Here is a 23,315-nt window from a genome sequence, read left to right as displayed (position 1 = left end):
ACTGCCTGCGGCCCCTGCCGCACGGAGCCCCGATGTACCCGCCCCCTCCCGAATCCCGCGACCCGCACGACGTGCCCGACACCGAACCCGCGTCGTCCTACGGCGCCGCACCGCCCGCGCCCTCGGCCGTCGGCCCCGACACCGTCCCGCCAGCCCCCGCCCGCAGCGCCAGCGAGGTCCTGCTCGAACAGTTCGCGCATGACTACCTGAAGGACCGCCGCAGCACCCAGCGCTGGAACCGGGCGATCCGGCTGGGCTGGCTGGCCGCCTTCATCGCGCTGGTCTGGGGCTTCCTCACGCAGAACTCGCCCACCAGCCCGCCGAGCGGTCCGCACACCGCGCTGGTCGAGCTGCGCGGCGAGATCGCCGCCGACACCGCCGCCAGCGCCGAGGTGATGCTGTCGGGCCTGAAGAGCGCCTTCGAGGACACCGGCGCGCGCGCCGTCGTCATCCGCATCAATTCGCCCGGCGGCAGCCCCGTGCAGGCCGGGATCATCCACGACGAGCTCAAGCGCCTGAAGGCGCTGCACGACAAGCCGATCTACGTGGTGGTCGAGGAAAGCTGTGCCTCGGGGGCGTACTACGTGGCCGCCGCCGCCGATGAGATCTACGTCGACAAGGCGTCGATCGTCGGTTCGATCGGCGTGCTGATGGACGGCTTCGGCTTCACCGGCCTGATGGACAAGCTCGGCGTCGAGCGCCGCCTGATCACCGCCGGCAGCAACAAGGGCATGCTCGATCCGTTCTCGCCCGCCTCGGAACGCCAGCGCGCCCTGGCCCAGGCCATGATCGACCAGATCCACCAGCAGTTCATCGACGTGGTGCGCAAGGGCCGCGGCGACAGGCTCAAGGAGAACGAGGACACCTTCTCGGGCCTGTTCTGGAACGGCGAGGAAGCCGTCAAGCTCGGCCTGGCCGATGGTCTGGGCAACCTCGACTACGTCGCCCGCGAGGTCGTCAAGGCCGAGAACATCATCGACTACACCCCGCACGAGAACGTGGCCGAGCGGCTGGCCAAGCGCTTCGGCGCCTCGGTCGGCGCCGGTGCGGTGCGGGCGATGAAGCTCGATGGCCTGCGGCTGAACTGAGCGTCACCGCCCCCGCATGAACCGCTGCCGGCCTTGCGCCGGCAGCGTCGTTTCAGGCCGGCACCGACGGCAGGCCGGCCAGCGCCATCGCCAGCTCGGACTCGTCGTAGTTGAGGTCCTGCAGCTTGCCGGAGAAGTAGTCGCTGTAGGCCTGCATGTCGAAGTGGCCGTGGCCGCACAGGTTGAACAGGATCACCTCCGAGCGACCTTCGCGCTTGCAGCGCAGGGCCTCCTCGATCGCGCCCTTGACGGCGTGGTTGGCCTCCGGCGCCGGCACGATGCCCTCGGCACGCGCGAAGGTCACGCCAGCCTCGAAGCAGGCGTTCTGGTGGTAGGCGGTCGCCTCGATCAGGCCCAGCTCCTTCAGGTGCGACACCATCGGCGCCATGCCGTGGTAACGCAGCCCGCCGGCATGGAAGCCCGGCGGCGTGAAGGTGCTGCCCAGCGTGTGCATCTTGGTCAGCGGCGTCAGGTGGGCGGTGTCGCCGAAGTCGTAGGCGTACTTGCCGCGCGTCAGGCTCGGGCAGGCGGCCGGCTCGACCGCCACGATGCGGCGCTTCTTGGCCGATGCGCCACCGCGCAGCTGCAGTCCGAGGAACGGGAAGGCGATGCCGGCGAAGTTCGAGCCACCGCCCGTGCAGCCGACCACCACGTCCGGATCGTCACCGGCCATCTCGAGCTGCGCGATGGCCTCCTCGCCGATGATGGTCTGGTGCAGCAGCACGTGGTTGAGCACCGACCCGAGCGCGTACTTCGTGTCGTCGCGCTGGGCGGCCAGTTCGACCGCTTCCGAGATCGCGATGCCCAGGCTGCCCGGGTGATCGGGCCGCTGCGCCAGGATGGCCCGGCCCGACTGCGTCAGGTTCGACGGCGACGCCACGCACTGCGCGCCGTAGGTCTCCATCACCGCGCGGCGGTAGGGCTTCTGGTCGTAGGACACGCGGACCTGGAAGACCTGCACGTCGATGCCGAACAGCGCGCCGGCAAAGCTCAGCGAGGTGCCCCACTGGCCCGCGCCGGTCTCGGTCGTCAGCTTGCGGATGCCGGCCTCGCGGTTGAACCAGGCCTGCGGGATCGCGGTGTTCGGCTTGTGCGAACCGGCCGGGCTGACGCCCTCGTACTTGTAGTAGATCTTCGCGGGCGTGCCGAGCGCCTGTTCGAGCCGGCGGGCGCGGTACAGCGGCGCCGGGCGCCACTGCCGGAAGATCTGCCGGACCGGCTCGGGGATGTCGATGTAGCGCTCGGTCGAGACTTCCTGCTGGATCAGCGCCATCGGGAACAGCGGCGCCAGGTCGTCCGGCCCGACCGGCTGCAGCGTGCCGGGGTGCAGCACCGCCGGCAGGGGCACCGGCAGGTCGGCGGCAAGGTTGTACCAGGCCTTGGGCATCTGGTCTTCGGACAGCAGGAACTTGATCTGATCGCTCACGCGCAATCTCCCGACGTGGAAACGTGTCAACGCCAGGGCACCGCGCCCCGGCCATCGGTCGATGCTAGGCGCGGGTCCGGCCGCCGCCACTCGGGGAAGTCACCGGGTCCGGAGGGTCCTGCGCCTGGGTTCTGGCTCATGTCCTGAGCCAGTTCAGCCTTCCCTCAGCGCGCGCAGAACCGGGGTTCAGCTCACCAGCAGGCCCTGCCGCTCGATGTGGGCGATGACCTCGGCCAGGCCTTCCTTCGTCTTGAGGTTGGTCATCACCCACGGCCGGGTCGGGCGCATGCGCTTCGTGTCGGCCGCCATCACCGCCAGGTCGGCGCCGACGTGCGGGGCCAGGTCGGTCTTGTTGATGACGAACAGGTCGCTCTTGGTGATGCCCGGGCCGCCCTTGCGCGGGATCTTCTCGCCGGCGGCCACGTCGATCACGTAGATCGTCAGGTCGCTCAGCTCCGGGCTGAAGGTGGCGGCCAGGTTGTCGCCGCCGGACTCGATGAAGACGATGTCGGCGTCCGGGTACTTCTCCAGCATCCGGTCGACCGCTTCCAGGTTGATCGAGGCGTCCTCGCGGATCGCGGTGTGCGGGCAGCCGCCGGTCTCGACGCCCATGATGCGGTCCGGGTCGAGCGCGCCGGCCACGGTCAGCAGGCGCTGGTCTTCCTTGGTGTAGATGTCGTTGGTGACGACCACCAGGTCCCAGCGCTCGCGCATGGTCTTGCAGAGCATCTCGACCAGCGTGGTCTTGCCCGACCCGACCGGCCCGCCGACGCCGACGCGCAGCGGCGGGAGTTTCTTGGTGCGACCGGGAACAGCGTGCAGGTGGCTCATGGCGATCTTCGGAAGATGGGGGACGGAGCCCCCGCCGACGCAAGCCTCATGCCGCCCGCGCACCGGGACGAGGCGCACCACGCCAGGGCACCGCGACGGTGCGCGATGCCCCAGGATCGATCAGAACTTCTCGGCGATCGACAGCGATGCACCGGCACTGCGCGGCACGCTGCTGCCATCGGCGTTGACCTTGGACGGGCTGGCCTGCACGTCCAGGTTGACGATGCCCCAGCTCAGGCCCAGGCCGTGGCTGGTCAGCTGGTCGCCGACCAGGTTCTTGCGCCAGCCCAGCCGCACGCTCGGCACGAGGTAGTTCAGCAGCGTGCCGAACGAGCCCTCGAAGCGCTCGGCGTTGTAGCTGACCGAGGCGGTGACGAACTTCTGCAGGTCGCCGACGAAGTTCGGGGTCTCGCTGGCGGCGTAGCTGGTCTGCAGCATCCAGCGCTTGTTGGCGGTGTGGACCGATCCTTCGAGGACGACATGGGTCTTCAGGCGGACCTGGTCGATGCCGGCGCCGAGCACCGAGGCGGCATAGCGGTTGGCCGCATTGGCGTCGAGCGCCGGATCGGGGTACGAGAAGCGCGGGTTGCCCAGGTTGTAGACCGTCGCGCCGACCTGCCAGTTCTCGGCCTGCCAGTTCAGGCCGACGTCGATGCCGGTGGCGCCGGCCGTGCGGAAGGCGACGGTGTTGCGGTTGAAGTTGCCCGAGTTGCCGTTGCCGTTGGCATCGGTGAAGCCCACTAGCTGCCGGTACAGCTTCGCCTGGTAGCGGTTGAGGCGCACGCCGCCGTCGAGCTTGCCGCTGGCGCCGTCGTGACCGAACCAGCGGCCCACCTCGGTGCTGTAGCCCAGGCTGACCTGCGTGATCGTGGCGGCCTTGACGTCGACGGCCGAGCCGGTGGCCAGCCCGGTCGGCGCGCCGGACGGTCCGACCAGCGTGGCGGACGCGCCGCGGAAGATGCCCGCCGCCTGCGCCTGCGCATTGGCCTGCAGCGAGAACACGCCCTGCAGCCGCTCGCTGCGGATCAGCAGCGGCGTCAGCAGCGAACCGCCGGCCGAGAGGCCGAAGCGCGTGCCGCGGTCGAGTCCCGGCAGCAGCGCGTTGATGCGGTCGACCTCGGCCTGCACCGCCGCCAGGTTGCCGCCGGCCGCACGCGCGGCGGTCACGGCCGCGTCGATGCGGTCGAGCCGGGCCTTCAGGTCGTCGACATCGCCCAGCGTGTACTGCGCGCCGGCTTGCAGCAGGCCGAAACGCACCGACTCGTCGACATCGACCAGCCGGACCGCGTTGGCCGGGTTGTAGCCGGCCGAGTTCAGGTTGTTGCGGTTGAAGACCGGCCCCACCGTCAGGCCGTAGCCCGGGCTGAACAGCGACTGGTTGGCCTGCGCCCCGCCGGCCACGGCGACGAGCAGCAGGGCCGCCGCCAGCGGGCGCATCGGCAGACGGTGGTGCAAGGCGAGGGAAACGGTGCGGGCGGTCGACGACGGGCGTTGGGTCACGGGTACTCCAGGTCGGGGCTCGCAAGAGCCGGTTGGACAAGACCCGTGCTATCGACCCGCCCCGGACGAAGTTGAGACCGCACCCGCGCAGCCTCGCCCGATCCGGCCGTTCGCCTGCCCGATCTCAAGCCGACGCCGAGCCATTTCAGAAAACACTTGCCAGATCGAAAGCGACGTGACTACACTAGCGGGCTCAAGGCGCTTTAGCTCAGCCGGTTAGAGCGACGGAATCATAATCCGCAGGTCCGGGGTTCGAATCCCTGAAGCGCCACCAGACACGAAAGCCCCGACGTCGAAAGACCTCGGGGCTTTTTCGTTTTGGGCTGACTTGGGCACGTTCGGGCGCTTGAGTTCGGGCGGGCGCTGCCGATACAGGGTTGTGGCCGTGCATGCGCATGGCCGGATCAACCCTGGCGCGCGCCCGTGTTCCTGCCCTGCTCCCTGACTTTCACGAAGTGGTTCCGCCACCTTTGCCTGGCCTTGCTGGCGGGCGGGCTGACGGGCTGGATGGCGGACGGCGCCTCGGCGCGGCAGTCCACACCACCGCAGGTCAGCGTGGGCGTGTCGCGCTCGGTGGGCGTGTTGCCGTTCCATGTGGCCGAACAGCTCGGCCTGTTCGCGGCCGAAGGCGTGCGGGTGACGCTGAAGCCCTGTGTCGATGGCCTGCACTGTCTGGCCGACCTGTTCGCCGGCCGGACGCAGCTGGCCACGGTGACCGAACTGCCGGTGGCGGTGACCTCGTTCCAGCGCGACGACTTCGCCGTCGTCGCGACGCTCGGCCGGTCCGATCGCGACATCAAGATCCTGGCCCGGCGGGACGCCCGCATCGCCTCGCTTGACCAGCTGATCGGGCGGCGGATCGCGTTGCCAACGGGCACCGCCGCGCACTACCACCTGGAGGTCGCGCTGATGCTGGCCGGCATCGATCCGCGCTCGGTCATCGCTGTGAACCTGCCGCCCGACCGGATCCCGGCGGCGATGGCCTCGGGCGAGGTCGACGCGTGTGTCATCTGGGAGCCGGTGGCACAGGCCATCCTGCGTGATGACCGCCGCGCGGCCGTCGCCCTGGCCGGGCCCAGGGGGCTGACCCACACCTTCAACCTGGCGGCCTCGCGGAACTTCATCGTCCAGCATGACGACACCCTGGTCCGCGTGCTGCGGGCGCTGCAACGCGCGGTCGACGCCATCCACGAGGACCCCCTGATGGCCCGCACGCAGCTGGCGCAACGACTGGAAGTCCCGGCCGATGACATCGCCGCGCGCTGGGCGGACTACGACTTCCGGCTCAAGCTGCCGCAGTCGCTGGTCGGGACGCTGGAGCGCCAGATCCGCTGGCTGCGCCGTGAAGGGCTCGTGCCGGCCGGCCCGAATCCGGAGCGGCCGATCAATGTCCTGAACCTCCTGGAACCCGCCCCGCTGCGTCAGGCGGTGCCCGACGCCATCACCCTCGTGAAATGACCGGCGAACGGACCGGAACGAAGAACGGCCGCCGATGACGATGCGCCTGAGAACCCGCCTGCAGATCACGCTGGCCACGGTCATCGCCGTGGCGGTTTCGGTGTGCGTCGCGATCGGCGTCATGTCGCTGCGGGCCGAACGGCTGCAGTCGGCCCTGCTGGATGCACGCGAGATCGGCCTGGACCTGGCCAGCCTGCAGGCCCTGACGCTGGAGTACGCGCTGAACGGCGAGAACCGGCCGGTCCAGCAATGGCATGCAAGGCTCGATCGACTCCGCGCCACGGCCGCCCGCGCTGGCGGCGAAACGTTGCGCGATCACCCGGCCATGCAACAGATGCGCGAACGCCTCGACGACGTCGCCCAGACCTTCGCGCTGTTCGAAACGGTCCGGTCAGATGCCGACACCTTGTTCGGCCAGCGCCGGCTTGACCTGCTGGTCGACCACCTCAGCGCCCAGACCCAGGACCTGATCGAACTGCGCCACGAGTGGTCCGGCGACCTCGCGCAGGCCGCACAGGACAACCGCGATCTGCTGCGGACCATCGTGCCGTCGGGCCTGCTGATGATGCTGGTGATGGTCGGGATGCTGGCCTGGACCGTCTCGCGCCACGTGATCACGCCGCTGGCGCGGCTGCACGATGTCGCCCGGGCCATCCAGGCGGGTGACCTGGCGGCGCGGGTCCGTTCGGACCGGGACGACGAGCTCGGGCTGGCCTCGCGGGCGGTCGACGACATGGCGCAGTCGCTGGTCGAGCAGTCGGCCCGGCTGACGCGCTCGAACCAGGATCTCGAGCGTTTTGCCTACGTCGTCTCGCACGACCTGCAGGAGCCGCTGCGCATGGTCGTCAAGTACGGCCAGCTGCTGCGCAAGCGCGCGCACGATCGGCTGGACCCGGACAGCCTGGAATTCCTCGATGTCGTGATCGACGGCGGCGAACGGACCATCGGCATGGTGCGCGGCCTGCTGAGTCTGGCCCGGCTGGACAGCCACGGCCGGCTGCCCGAGCCGGTCGCCCTGGGCGAGGTGCTCGACGAGACGCTGGCGCAGTTGCACGAGTCGATCGAGACGCGTGGGGCGCGCATCAGCGCCGATCCGTTGCCCACGGTGTCCGGAGACCGCCTCCAGCTGGGTCAGCTGTTCGGCAACCTGATTGGCAACGCCCTGAAGTTCGCCGGCAGCGGACCGCCCGAGCTGCACATCGGCGTGCAGCGCGAACCGGGTCGCTGGCGCCTGTCCTTCCGCGATCGGGGCATCGGCATCGAGGCGGACGGCATCGACCGCATCTTCGACATGTTCCAGCGCCTCGACCGCAGCCGCCGGACCGCCGGCCACGGCATCGGGCTGGCGATCTGCCAGCGCGTGGTCGCGCGGCACGGCGGCACGATCGAGGTCGACTCGCGTCCGGGACTCGGCTCGACCTTCCACGTGACGCTGGCCGATCCCGGCACGGCGCCAGGCCAGCGGCTCGCCTGAGCGACTGCGCCGACCACCGACCACCGACCACCGACCACCGACCACCGACAACGGACAACCGACCACAGGACAGCATGACCGACCTGAGCACCATCCTCCTCGTCGAGGACAACCCTCTCGACGCGCGCCTGGTCCGCGAATACCTGAATGAGATCGGGCTGAGCTGCGACCTGCGCACCGCCGCCAGCCTGGCCGAGGCGCAGCAGGCCGTGTCGCGACAGGCGCCCGACGTGATCCTGCTCGACCTCGGCCTGCCCGACAGCCGCGGTCTGGCGTCCTGCGTCAGCCTGGGTCGTGCCGCCCCGCACACGCCCATCGTGGTGCTGACCGGCGATGACGACGAGGCGCTGGCGATGCAGGCGATGCGGGTGGGTGCCGAGGCCTGGCTGGCCAAGCAGGACATCGACGGTTCGCGACTGGTGCGGGCGATGCGCCACGCGATCGGCCGACGTCAGGGCAGCGAGGCGGCGATCGACCGCATCCGACAGGAGGCGGCCAGCCGCAACAGCGCCTGTTCGGCTGCGCTGGACGACCTGAAGGGCAACCTGCGGCGACTGGCCCGCTCGGTCAGCGAACAGCGGCTGGCACAGGTGCCGAAGCCCCTGAACCGTCAGCCAGTCGACCTCGGCGCGATGGCGCGGGCGCGGGTCGAGTCATGGCGACGTCAAGAGCCGAGCCGGTCGGTGGAGCTCTTGCTGGACGACGACCTGGGGGTGCAGGCCGATGTCGACCTGGTCGACGACCTGCTGAACCGTCTGCTGGACAACGCCTGGAAGTTCAGCCGGATGCGCTCGCCCGCGCGGATCGAGCTGTCGGCGGTGCGCACCTCCCGGACGCCGGTGTTCCGGCTGCGGGACAACGGCATCGGCTTCGACATGGCCGATGCCGCCGGGCTGTTCGACCCCTTCCGGCGCTTGCCCTCGGCACAGGGCCTGCCAGGCATCGGCCTGGGGCTGTCGGTGGCCCGTCAAGCGGTGGAACGCCACGGCGGCCGCATCTGGGCCTGCAGCGCGCCAGGCGCGGGCGCAACCTTCTACTTCACGCTGGAGCCGGCCGTCTGAGCCGGCAGCAGGTCGGGCTGCAGGGCCGCGTCCTGCATCGACAGGAATTCGGCCTTCTCGGGCTCACCCCGCGCCTGGTAGAGGCGCAGCAGCTCGTCCATCGAACGCATCAGGCTGGCGAGGTCGTCGTCGATCTCGATGCTCGGGTTGCTCGACAGCGCCAGCAGAAGCTCGTCGGCCAGATCGGTGATCTCGTGCTTCACGTGGTGCAGGAAATGGTCCCAGTCAGCCTGCCCGTGAGGCGGGGGAGCCGGATTCCGGTTAGGCATCGAGGGGGGCATGGGACGTCCTGTTGTTGTTTCGACTCAAGGGGGCGAAGAGAGAGTCGACGAACGCTCTTCGGTTGTTCCGACGTCCGCTTGAGTCCGTTTCATCCCTTGATCGCAAACGTTTGCGCCCGATGTCGTGACGGATATCACACCCGACAGACCGGCGGGGTCGGGCGATAAACTCGCCGCCCTTCCCGGGCCCGTCCCGGCCCCCCCGCGCAGCCGCTGGCTCTACACCAACACCGAGGCGCCCCATGACCACCGAACTCCCCGCCAGCGTGCCCGATGCCGCCGGCACGCCTGCCACCAAGAAGGTCTACATCCGGACCTTTGGTTGCCAGATGAACGAATACGACTCGGACAAGATGTCCGACGTCATGAACGCGGCCCAGGGCTACACGCCCACCGACGACCCGGAACAGGCCGACCTGATCCTGTTCAACACCTGCTCGGTGCGCGAGAAGGCGCAGGAAAAGGTCTTCAGCGACCTCGGCCGCGTCAAGCACCTGAAGGCGCGCGGCGTGATGATCGGCGTCGGCGGCTGCGTGGCCAGCCAGGAGGGCGCGGCCATCATCGAGCGCGCACCCTATGTCGACGTGGTGTTCGGCCCGCAGACGCTGCACCGCCTGCCGCAGCTGCTGGAACGGCGCCGCACGCAGGGCCGGCCGCAGGTCGACATCAGCTTCCCGGAGATCGAGAAGTTCGACCACCTGCCGCCGGCGCGGGTCGAGGGCTCGTCGGCCTTCGTCTCGATCATGGAAGGCTGCAGCAAGTACTGCTCGTACTGCGTCGTGCCCTACACCCGCGGCGAGGAATTCAGCCGGCCGTTCGAGGAGGTGCTGACCGAGGTCGCCGGCCTGGCCGACCAGGGCGTGCGCGAGGTGACGCTGCTGGGCCAGAACGTCAACGCCTACCGGGGCCCGATGGGCGGCACGGCCGAGATCGCCGACTTCGCCACGCTGATCGAGTACGTGGCCGAGATCCCCGGCATCGAGCGCATCCGCTACACGACCAGCCATCCGAACGAGTTCACGCAGCGGCTGGTCGACGTCTACGCCCGCGTGCCGCAGCTGGTCAACCATTTGCACCTGCCGGTGCAGCATGGCTCGGACCGCATCCTGATGGCGATGAAGCGCGGGTACACCACGCTCGAATACAAGAGCACGATCCGCAAGCTGCGTGCGATCCGGCCCGGCATCAGCCTGTCGACCGACTTCATCGTCGGCTTCCCTGGCGAGACCGACGACGACCACGCCCGCACGATGAAGCTGATCGACGAGATCGGCTTCGACGCCAGCTTCAGCTTCGTCTTCAGCCCGCGCCCGGGCACGCCCGCCGCCGCGCTGCACGACGACACGCCGCAGGAGGTCAAGCTGGCGCGGCTGCAGGAGCTGCAGGCGCGCATCGAGGACAACGTGCGCCGCATCAGCGACAGCCGCGTCGGCACGGTGCAGCGCATCCTGGTCGAAGGCCCGAGCCGCAAGGACCCGCACGAGCTGATGGGCCGCACCGAGTGCAACCGCATCGTCAACTTCGACGCTGGCCCTCAGCGCGACCGGCTGGTCGGCCAGATGATCGACGTGACCATCACCCGGGCCTACCCGCACTCGCTGCGCGGCGAGGTCGTCACGCAGGGCTGAACGGGGCTGGGCCGGACGGGTCTGGGCCGGCCGGGCTCAGAGCTTCCAGAGGAACTCGACGCCGAACGAGCCGTTGCCCTGGCGGGTGCGCGGCAGCTCCAGGTTGCCCTGGCGGTCGATCGGCCGGCGCGAGGTCTGCAGGCGGCCCCAGACGCCGAGGTGGACATGGTCGACGACGGCGACGCTGGCGCGGCCCTCGATGCCCAGGTCGTAGCCGCCCCGGGTGCGGCCGAACACGACGCCCGGGTGGGCCGTGTTCTCGACCTTGCGCCACACCGGCACCGCCATGCCGAGACGCAAGCCCAGGTGCAGCGGCGTCGCACGGACCCGCTCGGTCTCGTAGCCCATGCCCAGGTGCCAGAGCAGCTCGGCGGCGGTCTCCTCGATGGTCTGGCCGGTGGCGACATCGACCGCCTGGTCGGCCCCGGCCACAAACGAGAAGCGGCGGAAGGACTGGCTGTGGAAGGCCGGCCCGGCATGCACGAACCACGGCCCCTGCAGGCGGAACTCGCCCAGCAGGCGGGTGGTGCTGTCGCTGATGCGCACGCCGTTGGTCTGGACTGTCGGCACGGTCGTGACGATCGCCGGCAGGCTGCCGTTCGGGAAGGACGTGCCGACCGGCGCGGTCCAGCGTTCCTGGCCGCTGGACGGCGCGAAGCTGGTCTCGTTGTCGAGTGCGAACAGCAGGTCCGGCGTCAGCGCATACAGCGCGCCGCTGACCAGCAGCGGGTTGTTCACGACCGCCTTGCTGCGCACCGGCCGGGCGGTCACGAATTCCTCGTAGCTCAGGCGCTGGCGGGCCACGCCGACGAAGTAGGAATAGCCGGACTCGGGCGTCGTGGCGCGTACCGGCAGGTTGGCGGGCAGGTCGGCGGCCATCAGAACTTCTCGGCCACCGACAGGGATGCACCGGCGCTGCGCGGCACGCTGCTGCCATCGGCGTTGATCTTCTGCTGGCTGGCCTGCAGGTCAAGGTTGATGACGCCCCAGCTGAAGCCGAGGCCGGTGCTGGCGAGCTTCTCGCCGGCCAGGTTCTTGCGCAGCCCCAGGCGCACGCTCGGGACGATGTAGTTCAGCAGCGTGCCCCAGCTGCCCTCGAAGCGCTCGGCGTTGTAGCTGACCGAGAACGTCGCCAGCCGCTGCGGCTCGCCGACCACGTTGGGCGCCTCGTTGAGCGCCAGGCTGGTCTGGCCGAGCCAGCGCTTGTTGTCGCTGTGCAGCGAGCCCTCGATCACCACGTGGGTCTTGAGCGCGACGCTGGCATTGCGCTGGTCGGCGCTCAGGCCCGAGGCGGCGTACTGGTTGGCCAGCGAGCTGTCGAGCGCCGGATCCGGGTAGTGGAAGGTCGGCTGGCCCAGGTTGTAGAGGGTCGCGCCGACCTGGTAGTTGCTGGTCGACCAGGCCACGCCGAGGTCGACGCCGACCGCCGAGGCACTGCGCCGGTCGACCGAGTCCTGCGAGTACTGGCTGCCGCCGCTGTTGCCGTTGCCCTGCGCATCGGTGAAGCCGACGACCTGGCGGTACAGCGTCGCCCGGTAGACGTTCAGGCGCAGGCCGGCGTCGAGCAGGCCGCGGTTGACGTCGATGTCGAGCCGGCGCGTCAGGTCGGTGCCGTAGCCCAGGCTGATGTGGTTCAGGCGTGCCGCCTTGACGTCGAAGCCCGAGCGGGTCTTCAGGCCGGTCGGCCGGCCCAGGCCATCGGTGACGAGTTCGGCCGAGCGGCCCAGGAACTGCCCGGCGACCTGCATCTGCATGTCGGCCATCACGGCGAAGACGCCATCGAGCCGCTCGCTGCGGATCAGCAGCGGCGTCAGCAGGCTGCCGCCGACGGCCAGGTTGACGCGGGCGCCGCGTTCCAGCGCGGGCAGCAGGCCGTTGACCTTGCTGACCTGCTGCGCGGCGGTCAGCGGCTGGCTGCGGGCGGCCTGGACGGCGGCGTCCATCGCGTCGAGCTGCTTCTGCAGGTCGTCGATCGCGCCGAGTTCGTACTGCGCGCCGATCTGCGCGACGCCGAAGCGGATGGCCTCGTCGGCATCGACCAGCCGGATCGCGTTGGCCGGGTTGTAGCCGGCCGAGTTGAGGTTGTTGCGGTTCTGGACCGGGCCCACGGTCAGGCCATAACCCGGCGTGAAGAGCGACTGGTTGGCCAGCGCCGGCATCGTGGCGCACAGGGCCAGCGTGACGGTGGACAGGCGAAGGGCAGACAGGCGAAGGGCGGGCTGGCGGGATGAGGTCAAGTCGGTCTCCATAGGCGGGAAGGAGGTCGAAAGTAGGCGGCGCCCCCCGCACCGACAATCACCAGAACTTGTAGAGACCCGCTTGCCCGATGCCCCCTGACGCGACGATCCGACACCGCCTGCCCGCCCACCTGACCGTGCTCGAACGGGGCTGGCTGTCGTCGAACAACACCTTGCTGCACGGCCTGCCGGGCGAACCGTCGGTGCTGGTCGACAGCGGCCACACCGTCCATGCCGCGCAGACCGAGGCGCTGGTTCGGCATGCGCTGGCCGCGGAGGTCGGGCCCGGCGCGACGATCGATCGGATCGTCAACACCCACCTGCATTCCGACCACTGCGGCGGCAACGCCCGGTTGCGCCAGGCGCTGGGTGCTGCCATCTGGGTGCCGCCCGGCCATGCGCAGGCCGCCCGCGACTGGGACGAGGCACGCCTGACCTACCGCGCGACCGGCCAGCTTTGCGAACGTTTCACCGTCGACGCGGTGCTGCAGCCCGGCGAGGCGCTGCGGGTTGGCGGGCTGGACTGGCAGGTGCTGGCGGCGCCCGGCCACGACACCCATTCGGTCGTGCTGTTCGAGCCCGTGCACGGCGTGCTGCTGTCGGCCGACGCGCTGTGGGAGAACGGCTTCGGCGTGGTCTTCCCCGAGCTGGACGGCGAGTCCGGCTTCGCCGAGGTCGAGGTCGTGCTGGACCTGATCGCCGGCCTGCCGGTGCAGGTCGTGGTGCCCGGCCACGGCGCACCGTTCGACGACGTCGCCGGTGCGCTGCAGCGCGCCCGCACCCGGCTGGCCAGCCACCGCGCCGACCCGTCACGCCATGCCCGTCATGCCGGCAAGGTGCTGCTGAAGTACCACCTGATGGAGCTGGGCTCGATGCCGCTGGACGCGCTGCGGCGCTGGGGCCGCGAGACCCCGCTGACCGCCGCGACGCAGCGCGCGGCCGGGGTCGGCGGATCGGTCGACGACTGGTTCGACGGCCTGCTGGCCGACCTGCTCGCCAGCGGCGCGCTGCGGCGCGACGGCGAGACGGTGCACGACGCCTGAACGATCAGGCCCGCCGCCGCCCCGGACCGAAGCCGGCCCACCACAGGCCGACCGCGTTGGCGACGACCAGCGCCAGCCAGGTCGACATGCGGCCGTCGCGGCCCTGGATCACCAGTCCGCCGATCAGCGCCAGCAAGCCGCCGCTGGCGGCATGCAGCACCAGCCGCTGCCAGGCCACGCCGGCCAGCGCGTCGCGCCACAGCAGCTTGGCCAGAGCGGCGGTCAGCGCGGCCACGGCCAGCGCCGGCAGCATGAAGTTCAGCAGGTGATCGAGCGCGTCGAGGAAGCCCATGGGTAGCCTGGAAGGCGCCGGTTGCAAGCGTGTGCAGGCATCGGTCGCCAGTTGAAACATGAGCCTGGATCAAGACTTCGGCTTGGGTTGAAATCTTACAATCGCGCCATGAGCGTCTTCGCCCTCAGCCTGAACCATCACACCGCGCCGGTCGACCTGCGCGGCCGGTTCGCGTTCACGCTGGAGCAGCTCGGCCCGGCCCTGCAGGGCCTGCGCGGTGGCTTGCAGCGGGCCGAGCCCGAGGTCGCGCTGCTGTCGACCTGCAACCGCACCGAGCTGTACGTCGCCGCCGACCCGGGCAAGGCGCAGCACCTGGTCGTGCCGGTGCTGGAATGGCTGGCCACGCACGGCGGTGTCAGCGCCGACGACCTGCGCCGCCACACCCACGTGATGGAACGGCACGAGGCCGCGCGGCACGTCTTCCGGGTCGCCTCCGGGCTCGACTCGATGGTGCTGGGCGAACCGCAGATCCTCGGCCAGATGAAGCAGGCGGTGCGCGAGGCCGATGCCGCCGGCACGCTGGGCACGACGCTGCACCAGATGTTCCAGCGCTCGTTCTCGGTCGCCAAGGAGGTCCGCACCTCGACCGAGATCGGCTCGCACTCGATCAGCATGGCCGCCGCCGCAGTGCGCCTGGCCGGCCAGCTGTTCGAGGACCTGCACAAGATCCGCATCCTGTTCGTCGGCGCGGGCGAGATGATCGAGCTGGCGGCAACGCACTTCGCGGCCAAGGCGCCCAAGCACATCGCCATCGCCAACCGCACGCTCGAACGCGGCGAGAAGCTGGCCAGCCACTTCGGCGCCGAGGCGATGCGCCTGGCCGACCTGCCGGCCCGCCTGCACGAGTTCGACGCGGTCGTCTCCTGCACCGCCAGCACCTTGCCGCTGATCGGCCTGGGCGCCGTCGAACGGGCCCTGAAGGCGCGCAAGCGCCGGCCGATGTTCATGGTCGACCTGGCCGTGCCGCGCGACATCGAGCCCGAGATCGCCCAGCTCGACGACATCTACCTCTACACCGTCGACGACCTGTCGGCGCTGGTCCAGACCGCCGGCGAGAAGCGGCAGGCGGCCGTGGCCCAGGCCGAGGCCATCATCGACGCGGGCGTGCAGAACTTCGTGCACTGGCTGGCCCAGCGCGCGACGGTGCCGCTGATCCAGTCGCTCAACGCCCAGGCCGATGCCTGGCGCGCCGCCGAGATCGCTCGTGCCCGCAAGCTGCTGGCCAAGGGAACCGATGTCGACGAGGTGCTGGAGGCGCTGTCGCGCGGCCTGACGCAGAAGATGCTGCACGGCACGCTGGCCGAGCTGCACAACGCCGACCCGAACCAGCGGGCGATGACCGCCGAGGTGGTCTCGCGCCTGTTCCTGCGCGGCGAGACGCGCCGCCCCGGCCGCAACGACCACCACGGCGACGACCACGGCGACGAGTCCTAGCGACGCGGCGCCTGCCGCTGTTCCGCACGCCACTCGCCCTCCGTCGCCCTTCCGCCCCCGGGCCCTGCCCGCCCCCGCCATGTCCCCATTCCTGCGCCAGCAGCTCGACCGGCAACGCCTGCGCCTGGCCGAGATCGACGCCGCGCTGGCCGATCCGGCCGTCGGCCAGCAGATCGCCACGCTGCGCGGCCTGAACCGCGAACACGCCCGGGTGTCGGCGCTGGTCGAGCGCTGGGACGCCTACCTGGGCCACGAACGCACGATCGCCGAGGCCCGCGCGATGCTCGATGACGCCGCGATCGACGCCGACATGGCCGAGCTGGCGCGCGCCGAGATCAGCGACGCCGAGGCCGGCATCACCGCGCTCGAACAGGCGCTGCAGGCCGCCCTGCTGCCGCGCGACGAGGACGACGACCGCAACGTCTTCCTGGAGATCCGCGCCGGCACCGGCGGCGACGAGTCGGCGCTGTTCGCCGGCGACCTGCTGCGCATGTACCTGCGCCACGCCGAGCGGCAGGGCTGGCGCAGCGAGATCCTGTCGGCCAGCGAGTCCGACCTGGGCGGCTACAAGGAAGTGGTCGTGCGCATCGAGGGCGAGGCGGTGCACGAGGCGCTCAAGCACGAGTCCGGCGGCCATCGCGTGCAGCGCGTGCCGGCGACCGAGTCGCAGGGCCGCATCCACACCAGCGCCTGCACGGTGGCCGTGCTGGCCGAGCCGGACGAGGCCGCCGAGGTCGCGATCAACCCGGCCGAGCTGCGCATCGACACCTACCGCGCCAGCGGCGCCGGTGGCCAGCACATCAACAAGACCGACTCGGCGGTGCGCATCACCCACCTGCCGACCGGCATCGTGGCCGAGTGCCAGGACGACCGCTCGCAGCACCGCAACAAGGCCCGCGCGATGCAGGTGCTGGTCGCGCGCATCCGCGAACGCGAGCGCAGCGCCCGGGCCGAACGCGAGGCCGCCACGCGCCGCAGCCTGGTCGGCAGCGGCGACCGCAGCGACCGCATCCGGACCTACAACTTCCCGCAGGGCCGGGTGACCGACCACCGCATCAACCTGACGCTCTACAAGCTCGGCGCGGTGATGGACGGCGACCTGGGCGAGCTGACCGCCGGCCTGCAAGCCGCGCTGGCGGCCGAACAGCTGGCCGAGCTGGAGGCGCGCGGGTGAATGCGGTCACGCCGGCCCCGTTGCCCAAGACCGTCGCGGCGGCCCTCGCACACGCCCGCGCCGCCGGGCTCGACCGCATCGACCGCGACATGCTGCTGGCCGCGCTGCTGGGACGGGACCGCACCTGGCTGCTGACCCACGACGACCACGCGCTGGACGCTGCCCAGGCCGCACGCTGGATCGACTGGTGCGCGCGCCGCGCCGCCGGCGAGCCGGTCGCCTACCTGACCGGCTGGCACGGTTTCCACGGCCTGGAACTGCAGGTCACGCCGGCCGTGCTGGACCCGCGTCCGGACACCGAGACGCTGGTCGACTGGGCCCTTGACCTGCTGGCCGACCGGCCGGCGCCGACGGTGGTCGACCTCGGCACCGGCAGCGGCGCCATCGCGCTGGCCATCCGGCACCGCCAGCCGGCCGCCCGGGTCGTCGCGGTCGACCGCAGCGCGGCCGCGCTGGCGGTGGCACGCGGCAACGGCGAACGGCTCGGCCTGGCGGTCGACTGGCGCCACGGCTCGTGGTTCGAGCCGCTGGCCGGTGAACGGCACGACCTGATCGTCAGCAACCCGCCCTACATCCGCGCCGACGATCCGCACCTGCCGGCCCTGCGCCACGAACCCCTCGACGCGCTGGTGGCCGGCGAGGATGGACTGGCCGACCTGCGCCAGCTGATCGGCGGCGCTCCGGCCCATCTGGTCGACGGCGGATGGCTGCTGCTCGAACACGGCCATGACCAGGCCGACGCGGTGGCCGCGCAGTTCGCGGCGGCGGGCTGGCGGGACATTTCCCACCGGCTCGACCTGGGCGGGCACCGCCGCTGCACCGGGGCTCGCCGGCCGCCGACCGACCGCCTGCCGTGACATCGATCAAGCCAGGGTGGTGACGCCGTTCAGGTCTGCACCCCCCGATTTCAGGGGGGTGACCCGAGTTGCCCCAGACGCAACACCGCTCGGGGAAACCCAGGCGTAGCATCGATCCATCGCAGGCAAGCCCGCCTGCCGTGCCAGGAGTTCCCCGTGAGGCAGCAGTTCGACGCCCAGGTCCGCTCTCCCGCCACCGCGCTGCCTGTCCTGGCGGCGCTGCTCGCCGCCCTGGCCAGCCCGCTGGCCGCGCAGGCCGACGACGCGATCGACCGTTCCACCCCGCTGCGCCTGAGCTCGCAGCCCGGCAGCCTGCGCCTGGACGGCCAGGGCTGGGTCGCGCGGCTGGACCTCGGCGGCGAGGCCGATCGGCGCGCCGCGCGCAGCCTCCGGGCCGGCTGGCAGCTGCTGGGCGACTACTACTTCGGCACCTCGCCCGGCAACGGCGGCCTGGCCGGCAACGGCCTGCGCGCCACCGGCGGCTGGGTCGGCCTGACGGCGGCCACGCCGGGCCCGCGCCCGGTGCTGCTGGGCGCGCGCGAGATGCCGCTGTGGAGCCAGGTCCGCGACCCGGGCACGTCGACCTACCTCGGCCTGGGCTACTCGCTCGGGCAGGAACGGTCAGGCTGGGGCGTCAAGGCCGATGTCGGCCTGCTGAGCACGCGCGACGGCAGTGGCGGCCTGCGCCTGAACCGCTCGGGCGCGTCGATCGAGGACGCCACCGTCGGCGACCTGCGCTGGCTGCCGATGCTGCAGGTGGGCGTGTCCTACGCCTTCTGATCGGCTGCGGGCAGACGAGAGGCCCCAGCCGGCGGCGCGCGGCTCGCTTTGGCTTATAAACCCGCCTTTCCGGCCCACCGCACACGCAACACCGACCATGAACCCTGTCCAGCAACGCATCGACGAGATCGTCAAGTCCAGCCCTGTCGTGCTCTTCATGAAGGGCACCGCGCAGTTCCCGATGTGCGGCTTCTCGGGCCGCGCGATCCAGATCCTGAAGGCCTGCGGCGTCGACGGCCTGACCACCGTCAACGTGCTCGAGGACGAGGAGATCCGCCAGGGCATCAAGGAATACGCCAACTGGCCGACCATCCCGCAGCTCTACGTCAAGGGCGAGTTCGTCGGCGGCTCGGACATCATGATGGAGATGTACCAGGCCGGCGAGCTGCAGGCGCTGGTCAAGGGCTGACCCGCTTGACCGCCCCTGCCGCGTCGCCGCGGCTGATCGTCGGCCTGACCGGCGCCTCGGGCGCGATCTACGGCGTGCGGCTGCTGCAGCGCGCCCGTGAACGCGGCGTCGTGACCCACCTGGTGGCCACGCCGGCCGGCATCCTGAGCGCCCACCACGAGCTGGGGCTGGACCGCTCCGGTCTGGAGGCGCTGGCCGACCAGTCGCACGGCCCCGGCGAGGTCGGCGCCTGCATCGCCAGCGGCAGCTACGCGACCGACGCGATGGTGATCGCGCCGTGTTCGATGAAGACGCTGGCCGCCGTGGCCCACGGCTTCGGCGACAACCTGCTGACACGCGCCGCCGACGTCACGCTGAAGGAACGTCGCCGGCTGGTGATGATGGTGCGCGAGACGCCGCTGAACCTGGCCCACCTGCGCAACATGGTCGCCGTGACCGAGATGGGCGCGGTGGTCTTCCCGCCGCTGCCGGCCTTCTATCACCGGCCCACCAGCATCGACGAGCTGGTCGACGAGACGGTCGAGCGGGTGCTGCAGCTGTGCGGCCTGGACGCCGCCCGGCCGAAGGCCTGGCAAGGCCTCTGACCGGGCTCGCGGCCGTCAACCCGCCGGCAGGCTGACGCTGGCGGCCAGCCCGATCACCCGCCCGTCGGCATCGAGCCGGTCGTCCAGCGCCAGTGTCGCGCCCAGCTGCTGGGCGATCTCGCGGCAGATGTGCAGGCCCAGGCCGCTGCCGCCCTGGCTGCCGCTGTGGAAGGGCTCGAACAGCCGCGCCCGCTGGGCCGGCGTCAGGCCCGGTCCGCTGTCGCGGATGCACACGCCCGGCTGCGGTTCGGCGCCGACCTCGATCTGCAGCCAGCCGCCACGCGGCGTCGCCCGCCAGGCGTTGTGCAGCAGGTTGCGCACCAGCTCGCGCACCATCCAAGCCTGGGTGTGGACCGGCACCGGCCGCTCGGCCAGCAGCTCGAATTCCAGCGCCTTCTCGGCGATCAGCGGTGCCAGGTCGAGCGCGACATCGCGCACCAGCACGGCCAGGTCAAGCGCCTCGGGCGGCTGGTCGTGCCGGGCCTGTTCCAGCTTGGCCAGCGCCAGCAGCTGGTTGGCCAGCCGGGTCGCGCCGTCGACGGTGGCGCCGATCTCGCCGAGTGCCTGGTCGGGCGGCACATCGCCGCGCCGGGCCGACTGGACCTGCGCCTTGAGCACCGCCAGCGGCGTGCGCAGCTGGTGCGAGGCATCGCGGATGAAACGCTTCTGGCGCGCCAGCAGGCTGGCCAGCCGCGCCATGACGTCGTTGGTCGCGGCGATCAGCGGCTGCAGCTCGCGTGGCGCCTCGCCGACCGGCAGGGCGCTGAGGTCATCGGCCGGCCGCGCCTCGATCGTCGCGCTCAGCGCGCGCACCGGCAGCGTCGCGCGCTGAACCACCCAGGACACCACCGCGCTGATGACGGCCAGCAGCAGCAGCTGGCGCCACAGCGTCGCCCACAGCATCTCGCGCGCCAGCGTGCGGCGCAGCTCCAGCGTCTCGGCCACCTGGATCGTCGCCATGCCCTGGCCGGCCTGCCCGGCCACCGGCTGCAGCAGCACGGCCACGCGCACCGGCTCGCCGCGGAAGGTGTCGTCGTAGAAGTCGACCAGCGCGGCATAGGGCCCGCGCATCGGGATCTGGCCGTGCCAGGCCGGCAGGTCGTCGAAGCCCGACACCATCTCGCCCGCGAAGCCGGTCACCTTGAAGTACATGCGGCTGCGGTTGTCGGCCTCGAAGGCTTCAAGGGCCGCATAGGGCACGGTCGCCAGCAGCCGGGGCGGCGACTCGGGCGTCAGCCCCGGGCCGATGTCGAGCAGCTCGCCGATCGTCTTGGCCGACGCCAGCAGCGTGCGGTCGTAGGCCAGGTCGGCCGAGCGCAGCGCCTCGCGGTAGAGGCTCCAGCTGTTGAGCGTCAGCAGCAGCACGACCGGCACCAGCACGCCCGCCAGCAGGCGGCTGCGCATCGACAGGTGGGTCAGGCGATGGGCCAGTCGACCGGTCACCTGCCCGACCGGCACGGCGCTCACGGCTCGGCCCCGCCGTCCTGCGGCGCCAGCAGGTAGCCCAGCCCGCGCAAGGTCACCAGCTTGGCGCCGGTGGCCGACAGGCGCTTGCGCAGCCGGTAGGCGACGACCTCGATCGCGTCGGGCTGGACATCGGCCTCGCCAGCGAAGACCAGCTCGAACAGCCGGTCCTTGGCGACCGCCTGGCCCGGCCGCGCCAGCAGCGCGCGCAGCAGCGCGGCCTCGCGCGGGGCCAGTTCCAGCGCCTGGCCGTGGGCGTAGACGGCGCCGCTCTCGGCATCGACCTGCAGGCCGCAGTAGGCCGGCTGGACATGCCGCGACGGCGCCCGGCGACGTGCCAGCGCACGCACCCGGGCGTCGAGCTCGTCGAGGTCGAAGGGCTTGGCAAGGTAGTCGTCCGCGCCGGTGTTGAGGCCCAGCACGCGGTCGCCCACGGCGCTGCGCGCGGTCAGGATCAGCACGGGCGTGTCCAGCCCCTCGGCGCGGGCGCGGCTGAGCACCTCCAGCCCGTCCATGCCGGGCAGGCTGAGGTCGAGCAGCACGACGTCGGGCACGCTGGCGCGCCAGCGGTCCAGCGCACGGGCCCCGTCACCACAGGCGACCACCTGCGCGCCGGCGCGTTCGAAGGCGCGCTGCAGCGTCACCTGCATGGCCGGGTTGTCCTCGATGAGCAGCAGTTTCATGGTCCCAGACGGTGTTTTCCCCGAGGTGACGGACAGCCGATCGACAGCCAGCGGCGGCACCATGCGGAGCATCGATTCTGTCCTTCCTGCCACCCGACAACGGAGACCCGCACCATGCGTCGAGACACCTTCCTGAAGTCCCTGGGCGCGCTGGCCACGCTGGCCGTCAGCGGCGGCCTGCCGCTGACCGCCCAGGCGGCCGCGAACCTCAAGCTGATGATCCCCGCCAACCCGGGCGGCGGCTGGGACGCCACCGGCCGCGCGCTCGGCAAGGCCCTGCAGGACACCGGCCTGGCCAGCGCCGTGCAGTACGAGAACAAGGGCGGCGCCGCCGGTGCGATCGGCCTGGCGCAGTTCGTCAACGCCAGCAAGGGCGACCCGAACGCGCTGATGGTGATGGGTGCGGTCATGCTCGGCGGCCTGATCACCGGCAAGCCGCCGGTCGACCTGAAGCAGGCCACGCCGATTGCCCGCCTGACCAGCGAATACAACGTCTTCGTGCTGCCGGGCAACTCGCCCTTCAAGACCATGAAGGACGTGATCGAGCAGATGAAGAAGGACCCGGGCAGCGTCAAGTGGGGCGGCGGCTCGCGCGGTTCGACCGAGCACATCGCCGCGGCCATGATCGCCCGCGAGGTCGGCGTCGATGCCGCCAAGATCAACTACGTCGCCTTCCGGGGCGGCGGTGAGGCGGTCGCCGCGATCCTCGGTGGCAACGTCACCGTCGGCGGCAGCGGCTACAGCGAGTTCGACGAGTACATCGCCAGCGGCAAGATGCGCGCGATCGCGGTGACCTCGGGCGAGCGCCTGTCGGGCGTCGCGATCCCGACGCTCAAGGAGCAGGGCATCAACGTCGAGATCGGCAACTGGCGCGGCGTCTACGCCGCCCCGGGCATCAGCGCCGAGCAGCAGAAGGCGCTGATCGATCTGGTCACGCAGCTGGCCAAGAGCAAGCCGTGGGCCGAGGCGATGGCGCTGAACAAGTGGACGCCGGCCTTCCTGCCGGGTGCCGACTTCGCCAAGTTCGTCGACAGCGAGTTCACCAGCCTGCACGACATCATGCACAAGGCGGGGATGGTGTCGTGAAGGAGAAGGTTGCACAGACCGGCGTCGGCGCCGGTGTGGTGGTGATCGCGCTGGCCTACGGGGCTGGCGCGCTCGGCATGCCATCGGAGGCGGGCTACGGCGGGGTCGGGCCCAACTTCCTGCCGCTGGTGGTCAGCGGGTTGCTGCTGGTCTGCGGGCTGCTGCTGGTCGTCCATGCGCGGGTCGGCGGCTTCCGCGAGTTCGACGGCCCCGAGGGCGACGAACGCGGCCACTGGATCGGCTTCGCGTGGGTCTCCGCCGGCATCCTGCTGAATGCCGCGCTGATCACCCGCATCGGCTTCGTGCTGGCCTGCGCGCTGTGTTTCCTGCTGGCCGCGCGCGGCTTCCAGGTCGCTCGCGGCGACCGGCTCGACGGCCTGCGCAGCTGGCTGCGCGACGGCCTGACCGGCATCGCGATCGCCGCGCCGGTCTACTGGCTGTTCGGCAAGCTGCTGGCCATCCAGCTCCCGGGCCTCGGCCTGGGCGGCTGGCTCTGAACTCCCCCTGACGAGCCCCGACGGGGGA

General features: G+C 71.0%; 23 protein-coding genes and 1 tRNA gene. 15 read left to right on the top strand and 9 right to left on the bottom strand.

Annotated elements, in window-relative coordinates:
- Window positions 1–32 precede the first annotated feature (32 nt).
- Window positions 33–1,088, top strand: coding sequence for a S49 family peptidase (locus tag ACWA7K_RS21715; RefSeq protein WP_456164231.1), 1,056 nt, complete (start codon window positions 33–35; stop codon window positions 1,086–1,088).
- A gap of 52 nt (window positions 1,089–1,140) precedes the next feature.
- Here ACWA7K_RS21715 and ACWA7K_RS21710 read toward each other — a convergent pair whose 3' ends face one another.
- The 3 genes from ACWA7K_RS21710 to traF (ACWA7K_RS21700) all read right to left on the bottom strand — a co-directional run bounded on the left by ACWA7K_RS21710 (window position 1,141) and on the right by traF (ACWA7K_RS21700) (window position 4,845).
- On the bottom strand, window positions 1,141–2,514 hold the full coding sequence (locus ACWA7K_RS21710; RefSeq protein ID WP_456164229.1) for a TrpB-like pyridoxal phosphate-dependent enzyme: 1,374 nt from the start codon (window positions 2,512–2,514) through the stop codon (window positions 1,141–1,143).
- Between the two features lie 186 nt (window positions 2,515–2,700).
- Window positions 2,701–3,345, bottom strand: coding sequence for an urease accessory protein UreG (gene ureG, locus ACWA7K_RS21705; protein WP_456164227.1), 645 nt, complete (start codon window positions 3,343–3,345; stop codon window positions 2,701–2,703).
- A gap of 120 nt (window positions 3,346–3,465) precedes the next feature.
- Window positions 3,466–4,845, bottom strand: a complete 1,380-nt coding sequence (traF, locus tag ACWA7K_RS21700) for a conjugal transfer protein TraF (protein ID WP_456164225.1) — start codon at window positions 4,843–4,845, stop codon at window positions 3,466–3,468.
- Between the two features lie 197 nt (window positions 4,846–5,042).
- On the opposite strand from traF (ACWA7K_RS21700), the gene ACWA7K_RS21695 reads away from it, so the two are divergent.
- The 4 genes from ACWA7K_RS21695 (at window position 5,043) to ACWA7K_RS21680 (ending at window position 8,838) form a co-directional block, all read left to right on the top strand.
- Window positions 5,043–5,119: transfer RNA gene (locus ACWA7K_RS21695), tRNA-Met, on the top strand.
- Between the two features lie 149 nt (window positions 5,120–5,268).
- The gene (locus tag ACWA7K_RS21690) at window positions 5,269–6,303 is read left to right on the top strand and encodes an ABC transporter substrate-binding protein (RefSeq protein ID WP_456164223.1); all 1,035 of its coding nucleotides are present in this window, start codon (window positions 5,269–5,271) and stop codon (window positions 6,301–6,303) included.
- Window positions 6,304–6,343: 40 nt separating this feature from the next.
- Window positions 6,344–7,777, top strand: a complete 1,434-nt coding sequence (locus tag ACWA7K_RS21685; protein ID WP_456164221.1) for a sensor histidine kinase — start codon at window positions 6,344–6,346, stop codon at window positions 7,775–7,777.
- 74 nt (window positions 7,778–7,851) lie between these two features.
- Window positions 7,852–8,838 carry an ATP-binding protein gene (locus tag ACWA7K_RS21680; protein WP_456164219.1) on the top strand — a complete coding sequence of 329 codons (987 nt, stop codon included), beginning with the start codon at window positions 7,852–7,854 and terminating at the stop codon, window positions 8,836–8,838.
- Here ACWA7K_RS21680 and ACWA7K_RS21675 read toward each other — a convergent pair.
- Window positions 8,811–9,041, bottom strand: a complete 231-nt coding sequence (locus tag ACWA7K_RS21675) for a hypothetical protein (RefSeq protein ID WP_456164217.1) — start codon at window positions 9,039–9,041, stop codon at window positions 8,811–8,813. The genes ACWA7K_RS21680 and ACWA7K_RS21675 overlap by 28 nt on opposite strands.
- Window positions 9,042–9,361: 320 nt before the next feature.
- On the opposite strand from ACWA7K_RS21675, the gene miaB reads away from it, so the two are divergent.
- Entirely contained in the window at window positions 9,362–10,747 is a 1,386-nt protein-coding gene (gene miaB, locus ACWA7K_RS21670) for a tRNA (N6-isopentenyl adenosine(37)-C2)-methylthiotransferase MiaB (protein WP_456164215.1), read from the top strand.
- A gap of 36 nt (window positions 10,748–10,783) precedes the next feature.
- Here the strand turns inward: miaB and ACWA7K_RS21665 are convergent, their stop codons facing one another.
- Both ACWA7K_RS21665 and traF (ACWA7K_RS21660) read right to left on the bottom strand, forming a co-directional pair.
- A complete protein-coding gene (locus ACWA7K_RS21665; RefSeq protein ID WP_456164213.1) occupies window positions 10,784–11,626 on the bottom strand; it encodes a hypothetical protein in 843 nt (280 codons plus the stop codon).
- Window positions 11,626–12,984 carry a conjugal transfer protein TraF gene (gene traF / locus ACWA7K_RS21660; RefSeq protein WP_456164211.1) on the bottom strand — a complete coding sequence of 453 codons (1,359 nt, stop codon included), beginning with the start codon at window positions 12,982–12,984 and terminating at the stop codon, window positions 11,626–11,628. Before traF (ACWA7K_RS21660) ends, ACWA7K_RS21665 begins: the two co-directional genes overlap by 1 nt.
- 89 nt (window positions 12,985–13,073) lie before the next feature.
- Here traF (ACWA7K_RS21660) and ACWA7K_RS21655 point away from each other — a divergent pair, with 89 nt between their 5' ends.
- Window positions 13,074–14,027, top strand: a complete 954-nt coding sequence (locus ACWA7K_RS21655; protein ID WP_456164209.1) for an MBL fold metallo-hydrolase — start codon at window positions 13,074–13,076, stop codon at window positions 14,025–14,027.
- Window positions 14,028–14,031: 4 nt separating this feature from the next.
- Here ACWA7K_RS21655 and ACWA7K_RS21650 read toward each other — a convergent pair whose 3' ends face one another.
- Entirely contained in the window at window positions 14,032–14,319 is a 288-nt protein-coding gene (locus ACWA7K_RS21650; protein WP_456164207.1) for a hypothetical protein, read from the bottom strand.
- A 108-nt stretch (window positions 14,320–14,427) separates the two neighbouring features.
- On the opposite strand from ACWA7K_RS21650, the gene hemA reads away from it, so the two are divergent.
- The 6 genes from hemA (at window position 14,428) to ACWA7K_RS21620 (ending at window position 19,557) form a co-directional block, all read left to right on the top strand.
- The gene (gene hemA, locus ACWA7K_RS21645) at window positions 14,428–15,753 is read left to right on the top strand and encodes a glutamyl-tRNA reductase (protein ID WP_456164205.1); all 1,326 of its coding nucleotides are present in this window, start codon (window positions 14,428–14,430) and stop codon (window positions 15,751–15,753) included.
- A 79-nt stretch (window positions 15,754–15,832) separates the two neighbouring features.
- Window positions 15,833–16,927 (top strand): peptide chain release factor 1, encoded by a 1,095-nt coding sequence (prfA, locus tag ACWA7K_RS21640; RefSeq protein ID WP_456164203.1) that lies wholly within the window; start codon window positions 15,833–15,835, stop codon window positions 16,925–16,927.
- Window positions 16,928–16,947: 20 nt separating this feature from the next.
- Window positions 16,948–17,784 carry a peptide chain release factor N(5)-glutamine methyltransferase gene (gene prmC / locus ACWA7K_RS21635; RefSeq protein WP_456210267.1) on the top strand — a complete coding sequence of 279 codons (837 nt, stop codon included), beginning with the start codon at window positions 16,948–16,950 and terminating at the stop codon, window positions 17,782–17,784.
- A gap of 156 nt (window positions 17,785–17,940) precedes the next feature.
- Complete coding sequence (locus ACWA7K_RS21630) at window positions 17,941–18,564, top strand: hypothetical protein (protein ID WP_456164199.1); 624 nt, start codon at window positions 17,941–17,943, stop codon at window positions 18,562–18,564.
- 97 nt (window positions 18,565–18,661) lie between these two features.
- Window positions 18,662–18,973 carry a Grx4 family monothiol glutaredoxin gene (grxD, locus tag ACWA7K_RS21625; RefSeq protein WP_456164197.1) on the top strand — a complete coding sequence of 104 codons (312 nt, stop codon included), beginning with the start codon at window positions 18,662–18,664 and terminating at the stop codon, window positions 18,971–18,973.
- Between the two features lie 5 nt (window positions 18,974–18,978).
- Window positions 18,979–19,557, top strand: a complete 579-nt coding sequence (locus tag ACWA7K_RS21620; protein ID WP_456164195.1) for a UbiX family flavin prenyltransferase — start codon at window positions 18,979–18,981, stop codon at window positions 19,555–19,557.
- Window positions 19,558–19,572: 15 nt separating this feature from the next.
- Here ACWA7K_RS21620 and ACWA7K_RS21615 read toward each other — a convergent pair whose 3' ends face one another.
- Both ACWA7K_RS21615 and ACWA7K_RS21610 read right to left on the bottom strand, forming a co-directional pair.
- On the bottom strand, window positions 19,573–20,961 hold the full coding sequence (locus ACWA7K_RS21615; protein WP_456168905.1) for a sensor histidine kinase: 1,389 nt from the start codon (window positions 20,959–20,961) through the stop codon (window positions 19,573–19,575).
- A gap of 59 nt (window positions 20,962–21,020) precedes the next feature.
- Window positions 21,021–21,704 (bottom strand): response regulator transcription factor, encoded by a 684-nt coding sequence (locus ACWA7K_RS21610; protein ID WP_456164193.1) that lies wholly within the window; start codon window positions 21,702–21,704, stop codon window positions 21,021–21,023.
- Window positions 21,705–21,818: 114 nt separating this feature from the next.
- Between ACWA7K_RS21610 and ACWA7K_RS21605 the strand changes: the two genes are divergently transcribed.
- Entirely contained in the window at window positions 21,819–22,790 is a 972-nt protein-coding gene (locus tag ACWA7K_RS21605) for a Bug family tripartite tricarboxylate transporter substrate binding protein (RefSeq protein ID WP_456164191.1), read from the top strand.
- A complete protein-coding gene (locus ACWA7K_RS21600) occupies window positions 22,787–23,287 on the top strand; it encodes a tripartite tricarboxylate transporter TctB family protein (RefSeq protein WP_456164189.1) in 501 nt (166 codons plus the stop codon). Before ACWA7K_RS21605 ends, ACWA7K_RS21600 begins: the two co-directional genes overlap by 4 nt.
- Window positions 23,288–23,315: the final 28 nt, after the last annotated feature.

It is taken from the genome of Leptothrix mechoopdaensis (SeqCode) (genome assembly GCF_053893855.1).
Note: the sequence above shows the minus strand (reverse complement) of the source record. Positions and strands in the feature narration are given on the sequence as shown.